The sequence below is a fragment of the Chitinophagales bacterium genome (genome assembly GCA_016787225.1).
Lineage (GTDB): Bacteria > Bacteroidota > Bacteroidia > Chitinophagales > JADJOU01 > CHPMRC01.
The window spans coordinates 161568-167731 of sequence record JAEUUY010000008.1; the positions used below are offsets into that span (position 1 = coordinate 161568).

Sequence of the window (6164 nt, forward strand, 5' to 3'; positions counted from 1 at the left end):
GGTGGCAAATTTCCCTCAGAACAACTGGTTGCCTATTTTTCAATCTGCCCAGCAGTTGGGTTTATTTGAACTAGTCACTCAAAAAATTATGGAAGAAAAGGAGAAAGGGAAAATAATTTTTCCAACTTCACATCAAATTTTTCGAGCATTCGAGCTTTGCGATTGGGATAACCTCAAACTCGTATTATTGGGTCAAGATCCCTATCATGGAGTAGGTGAGGCTAATGGTCTTTGTTTTTCTGTGAATGAAGGTATCCGAACGCCTCCATCTCTAAAAAATATTTTCAAAGAACTCAAAAATGAATATTCTAACTTCAACCTAAATCGTTCAAGCGACCTCTCTGATTGGGCACAGCAAGGTGTCCTGCTCATAAATTCTGTATTGACTGTGAAAAAAGACCAGCCGGCTAGTCATGCGCATTTGGGTTGGCAAGGATTTACGGACTACATCATATCTGAAATTTCAAGTAAAAAGTCTGGAATAGTGTTTATGTTATTGGGAAATTTCGCCAAATCGAAAATTCATTTAATTGATACTACGAAACATAAAATCATTGAAGCCGCTCATCCTTCTCCATTTTCAGCTCATAGAGGTTTTTTTGGATCAAATGTATTTAAAAATTGCAATGAATTTTTAAGTACAAATGGACACCAAGAAATAGTCTGGTAGACTATAGCCTTTGAATCGAATTAAAAATTAATACCCACGAATACAGGCACAGCTATATTCCTATCTTCAGATTTCGATGAGTAGAAAAATTTGGTTTCGACACCTACAAACATTTCATTTTTAAATTTATGCCGATAACCTAAACCAAAACTCACATCAGACACGGAGAAGGTATGTGTATTTTGTTCTCCCTTTATAGATGTTATTTTATTTCGAATAAAACTAGGACCAAAGCTAAAATTAGCATAGAACTGTTTATTAAGTTTCATTTCAATAGCGGCGTGCACTGGAATAGCCGTCATATGTATTTCTGAAGTAGCACCTGCAGAAAAGTCATTGAGTCTGTAGAGTCTGATATATCCAGATTCGATGCCAAATGAAAGTCGATAACGTGTATTCCACATAATTTTTCCATAAAACGAATAATTGATGGGATCAAGATTATCTTTAAAAATTTCTAGATTATTGAAATAATAATTAGGACCAAATGCTAACTGGGTGCTAAAATCTTTTTGAGAAGATAGATTGAGAAAAATAAAATTGAAAGTAAGACACAGTAGTTTTTTCATCATTCTTGGCTGTAAAATTCATAAGCTAAGATGGAAGGATAATTGGTCAATATGCCATCAAAATTCCCTACATTTAAATATTTTCTCATCACGGTATTCAAATCCACTGTCCATGTAACGACCTTCATATTGCGACTATGAGCCTCAGCTACTTCAGCATCAAGAGTCCCTAAAGTCCAGCGAGGGGCATACACAACTGAGTTGAGTTCCTTAGCTCTAGCAAAACTAATTTCACATAAATTCGGTCTTTCTTTACTGTTCGGCACTTTTAGAAATTCAGTTGCGATATCTTCTGTCGGCAATCCATTCAGAATGATGACATCATTATTCTTACCTCGAGCGCGCTGGATAGCCTTATACATGACAGGTAGTGTATAGCTAAAGAATCGCTCGCTCCCTCCTTTATTATCCAACCATACAAACTTAATATCGGTAGAGTCCATAATAGTATTGAGCATTTCTTCTAAACTAGGAATAACTTGTCCATCGACCAATCGAACATATCGCCTGAGAAATTCATAATTAAAATCTTCAATATTGCCCACAACAGGTCCTTTCTGGGTGAGACGAATATTGATATCATCATCGTGATATACAATAGGCACATTATCCTTGGTTAGTTTGATATCTATTTCTACTCCATTGGCCCCCATTTCAGAGGCTCGCTTCACAAGATCTAATGAATTTTCGGCGAAAGGAATATTGTCGGAATTTCGACCACCAGCGCGATGGGCTATTATTGAAAATTTAGCATTAGTCAATACTTTATTTGAGAAAAAACGCTCAAAAGTGATTTCTAAAAAAGAAGGTTTGCCATCAGCTAGTATGTTTTGTCCTATCCATTTCGAGACGGTAAATTTTTTAGATAGGATATCGTCTGCTCCATTTTCTTTTGTGATGGTAAGGTAAATTTTGCCCTCTTCCTGTGTCAGCGGAGATCGCCAATAACCCGCCAACTTTATACTCGAATCTATGAAATTCACACCTACATCGAGAACGGCATAGTTCCCGTTGAGATTAGAAAATAATGACAATTTGTTTTGTTTCCACAAGATGACGAATTTATCTCCTAAGCCAGTATTCTTGGTAGGACTGCTATAGTTTCCTATCAAATAATTTCTCAACTCTAATGGCAGAGGTACTGTATTATTTAAGTAGGTTCTATCGTACTCAGGATTAAAATTATATTCATTCTTTTGACAACCAAAAGTAAATATCAATATAAATAAAACTGCCGTATATTTCATTTTAGAAATTAAATAAGGTGGTCAATTCTGGGATATAATAGATATTCTTAGTATAGCTAAATGCAGGCCAACCAAGAATATGAAATTTCATAAAATTGCTGGTGTAACCAATGGAAAAAGACTTGTTTTTAAACATTCGTTGTTCCAGAAATAGTGACATATGATAGCCATTGAGTGATTCTATATTGCCAGAAAGGCTTGTAGCACCTGCCTCGAATTGTAATTTATTGGTAAAATCAATGCCTCCTTTGCATGTAAAAGTCAAATCTTTATGCAAATACCCAAACTTAAAATAAGGTCTATGTCCCCATACTGTCAATGTATTGTCATAGCCCATATCATAAAGCATTCCCAATCCAAAAGAGGTTTGATAACCAAGACCTAGAAAAAATTTCTTCCCTAGTCTCGTATTCCATGACGGTCCTATCGCTATATCTGAAGCAGCTATTACCGTTCGTAAATCTGCATTAACAGCAAATCCTTTTTTGAGAAAGAAATTAGATTTGTAGTACACCATAGGTAAACTCAATGCAGTTTCTAGCCAGTCTTTGGGTAGATAAATTAATGAAAAGCCAAGCGCTTGTTTATACTTCCAATCCCTAAACTCATACGGTAGGTGAATAGAATGTTCTATAATGTCGAAGTTCTCGAACTTAGTTTCTTGAGCGAAAATCAAATTCCCCAAAAGAAAAAAACAAAGAGTACAGCCTAGTCGCTTCAAATAATAGTTATTCTAAGCAAAATTAAGAAACCGAGTTTAAATTTTCTTTTATATTTGCATTCCTTTTATCATGAAGGTTTTCACTGGCCTAGTGGAGAAATTGGTAGACTCGCCATCTTGAGGGGGTGGTGCTGCAAGGCGTGCTGGTTCGAATCCAGTCTAGGTCACACAATTGTAATCAATGGAGTGCGAAGTCGCCTTTTATACCATTGTAAATAGTTTATATTTAGCCAAGTTTTTTGTATATGAAAAATGAATAAACCAAGGGTATAACGGAGCTTACTATAACTAGACTCAAAAAAGCTTTATTCTTCCACTCAGCTGAAAAAGGCAGAAAACAAAGTATAACTAAAATAAATCCAGTAATAAAAAACAAACGCCCCGCTAGTACATGAGTCTTTTTCCAGACTTCTTCACTTTCCAATGTCCATGGCGTTCTAATTCCAATAAAATAATTAGGTTTCATGCTGGTCATATAATTTCCTAATATGAGGAATAGTATGCCTATAAATAAGTTTAAACTTGTGAACATATTTTCTGTGGAAATTTTCGAAATAGCGCTACCAATAATTAATAAACTAAACATTGAAAATAAAATCGTCAGCCAAAGTGCCAAGTTATCAAACTTAGAACCCATAGCGGATATGCGACCTTTGGGGTCATACTTTCTGATAAATAGCATCACACCATAAATTATGAGTCCAAGAGCAGCAGTGATAAAGGCCGTCCATTTGGGATCATAACGATCGACCTCACCTTTAAAGTTATAATGACCAGGAATTTTTTCTGGCAAATCAGGGTAAAAATAGATGACCACTAGAATAGGTATCAAGGCGATTATTAAGGGTAAAATTTGTTTTTTCATTTTCGTTATTTTTTAAGGTGAATAATCCATTCGATAACTTCATCCAATAAGGTCGTATTGATAGAATAGACCACGAACTGGCCTTTTTTGATCGAAGAAATGAGTTCAGCATTTTTCAAAATTTCTAAATGATGAGAAATACTCGGTTTGGTCATTTGGAATCTATCCGCAATTTCACCAGCATTCATATCTCGTTCACGCAGCAGTTCCAGTATTAGTCTGCGCGTTTCATCATCCAGTGCTTTAAATATGCTTTTCATCAACGGCAAATATATAGACATTTAGATAAATATCTAAATAAAAATTTAAAACGCATTAAATCAGCAATTTAAATTTAGGAAAAGAGTTTTCTAAAAAGTATCTCTAAAATCTCCTTCGGTCCGTTTTATTACCCGATTTATTCTTATCGGAGGAGTTTCGCTCGTGGCGGGGAGGTCTAGGAGTTTGCTTGGGTTTAGGTTCTATGGTAAAAATTTCCATAGGAAAAGGGTGATCTTCAATCACCGGTATTTTCTTTCCTATCAATTTTTCTATATCTTTTAAATAGGCCTTTTCTTCAATATCACAAAACGAATAGGCCGTACCTCTAGCACCGGCGCGCCCTGTTCTGCCTATGCGATGCACATAGGTCTCAGCTATATTAGAGGTATCAAAGTTGATAACATATTCAAGTTCATCTATATCGATACCGCGGGCTGCGATATCTGTGGCTACTAGTACCCTAGTCGTTTGATTTTTAAAATTGTTTAATGCTCGTTGTCGATTGTTCTGAGTTTTATTACCATGAATAGCCTCGGCAGTAATCTTATTTTTATTGAGAAATCTTACCACCTTGTCAGCGCCATGCTTCGTTCTGGTAAATACTAATACGGTCTTAATTTGAGTGTCCTTTAATATCTCTAATAAAAGGTTACCTTTATTATTTTTATCTACAAAATAGAGATATTGCTGAATAGTATCAGCTGTGGAAGATATGGGTGTTACCTCTACCTTCTTTGGGTCTACCAATATGGTATCCGCAAGTTTTACAATTTCTGGAGGCATAGTGGCTGAAAAAAATAGCGATTGTCTTTTGGTAGGAATCAATTTGATAATTCGCTTGACATCGTGCACAAAACCCATATCTAGCATACGGTCAGCTTCGTCTAAGACAAATATTTCTAACCAACTCAAATCGACAAATCCCTGGCCTATGAGATCTAGAAGTCTTCCAGGTGTGGCTATCAAGATATCAACTCCATGCTGTAAGGTATCGGTTTGAGCTTTCTGCCCAACCCCTCCGAATATGACAGTAGAATAAAGACGTGAAAATTTGCCATAGGCTTTAAAGCTATCTTCAATTTGTATAGCTAGCTCTCTTGTTGGAGTCAAAATTAAGCTTCTTATCTTTCGTTTTTTCTCATTGAAAGGACTTAAGCTCAATAACTGTATAATAGGTATCGCAAAAGCTGCCGTCTTGCCGGTTCCAGTCTGTGCACAACCTAGTACATCGTCTCCGTGAAGCATATAAGGAATGGCAGCCTCTTGTATAGGCGTAGGGTACCTATAGCCCTCATTAGCCAATGCTTTTAATATATTATCATCTACTCCTAAGTCCTGAAATGTTATGCGATTCAATTTATACTTGTATTATAATAAAAAGAGCGCAAGGTACAATAAATGTATCAGTTTGAGTTATTGATAACATAGGATTATTGAAAATGGTCAGATCATTACGGTTGTCAAGAATCCAGCTTAGATATTTTTTTAAAAGATAACTAATTGATAAATAGAATAAATAGAAAATAATTCCAATATTTTTAAAAATACATATTTGGTTTTAAAAATAATTATACTACATTTGCACTCCGTTTCGGGGAAATCATGAAGAAATTGAGTGGTTAAAACGATTCGGAAACCTTGGTAAGACAGGGTAAATAAAGGTGTTCATTGACATATTGATATAGCAAGAAAAAAATGTAGGGACAAGGCAAGCCTTGTCTCGTGTACAAATAAATTTATTTATTTGTACGAAAAGAGTAGGCCATAATGTCGCAAAAGCATTATGGTTTGAAAAATCCTGACATTAATCGTCAGGATAAAGAGAAAAAGC

The 6164-nt window shown here is 35.4% G+C and carries 7 protein-coding genes and 1 tRNA gene; 2 read left to right on the forward strand and 6 right to left on the reverse strand.

The features are described from left to right. The first annotated feature begins 1 nt into the window (after position 1). Entirely contained in the window at positions 2-670 is a 669-nt protein-coding gene (gene ung, locus JNL75_02640; protein MBL7788715.1) for a uracil-DNA glycosylase, read from the forward strand. Positions 671-690: 20 nt separating this feature from the next. On the opposite strand, the gene JNL75_02645 is transcribed toward ung, so the two are convergent. Genes JNL75_02645 through JNL75_02655 form a run of 3 tightly spaced genes read right to left on the reverse strand, consistent with a single transcriptional unit; the run spans position 691 to position 3207 of the window. Beyond that, positions 691-1239: an outer membrane beta-barrel protein gene (locus JNL75_02645; GenBank protein ID MBL7788716.1), complete on the reverse strand. Its 549-nt coding sequence runs from the start codon at positions 1237-1239 to the stop codon at positions 691-693. Next, positions 1239-2486, reverse strand: a complete 1248-nt coding sequence (locus JNL75_02650) for a hypothetical protein (GenBank protein ID MBL7788717.1) — start codon at positions 2484-2486, stop codon at positions 1239-1241. Before JNL75_02650 ends, JNL75_02645 begins: the two co-directional genes overlap by 1 nt. Position 2487: 1 nt before the next feature. Next, positions 2488-3207 carry a hypothetical protein gene (locus tag JNL75_02655; protein ID MBL7788718.1) on the reverse strand — a complete coding sequence of 240 codons (720 nt, stop codon included), beginning with the start codon at positions 3205-3207 and terminating at the stop codon, positions 2488-2490. An 85-nt stretch (positions 3208-3292) separates the two neighbouring features. On the opposite strand from JNL75_02655, the gene JNL75_02660 reads away from it, so the two are divergent. Continuing rightward, a tRNA-Leu gene (locus JNL75_02660) sits at positions 3293-3374 on the forward strand. A 59-nt stretch (positions 3375-3433) separates the two neighbouring features. Here the strand turns inward: JNL75_02660 and JNL75_02665 are convergent. The 3 genes from JNL75_02665 to JNL75_02675 form a co-directional block, all read right to left on the reverse strand. Continuing rightward, positions 3434-4072 carry an SdpI family protein gene (locus JNL75_02665; GenBank protein MBL7788719.1) on the reverse strand — a complete coding sequence of 213 codons (639 nt, stop codon included), beginning with the start codon at positions 4070-4072 and terminating at the stop codon, positions 3434-3436. Positions 4073-4077: 5 nt separating this feature from the next. Next, complete coding sequence (locus tag JNL75_02670) at positions 4078-4332, reverse strand: winged helix-turn-helix transcriptional regulator (GenBank protein MBL7788720.1); 255 nt, start codon at positions 4330-4332, stop codon at positions 4078-4080. A gap of 103 nt (positions 4333-4435) precedes the next feature. Continuing rightward, positions 4436-5680 (reverse strand): DEAD/DEAH box helicase, encoded by a 1245-nt coding sequence (locus JNL75_02675; protein ID MBL7788721.1) that lies wholly within the window; start codon positions 5678-5680, stop codon positions 4436-4438. Between the last annotated feature and the right edge of the window lie 484 nt (positions 5681-6164).

Bases quoted from the DNA above. Each gene is read 5' to 3' on its own strand.
- JNL75_02645 (MBL7788716.1), bottom strand. From the start codon at position 1,239: ATGAAAAAACTACTGTGTCTTACTTTCAATTTTATTTTTCTCAATCTA.
- JNL75_02650 (MBL7788717.1), bottom strand. From the start codon at position 2,486: ATGAAATATACGGCAGTTTTATTTATATTGATATTTACTTTTGGTTGT.
- JNL75_02665 (MBL7788719.1), bottom strand. From the start codon at position 4,072: ATGAAAAAACAAATTTTACCCTTAATAATCGCCTTGATACCTATTCTA.
- JNL75_02670 (MBL7788720.1), bottom strand. From the start codon at position 4,332: ATGAAAAGCATATTTAAAGCACTGGATGATGAAACGCGCAGACTAATA.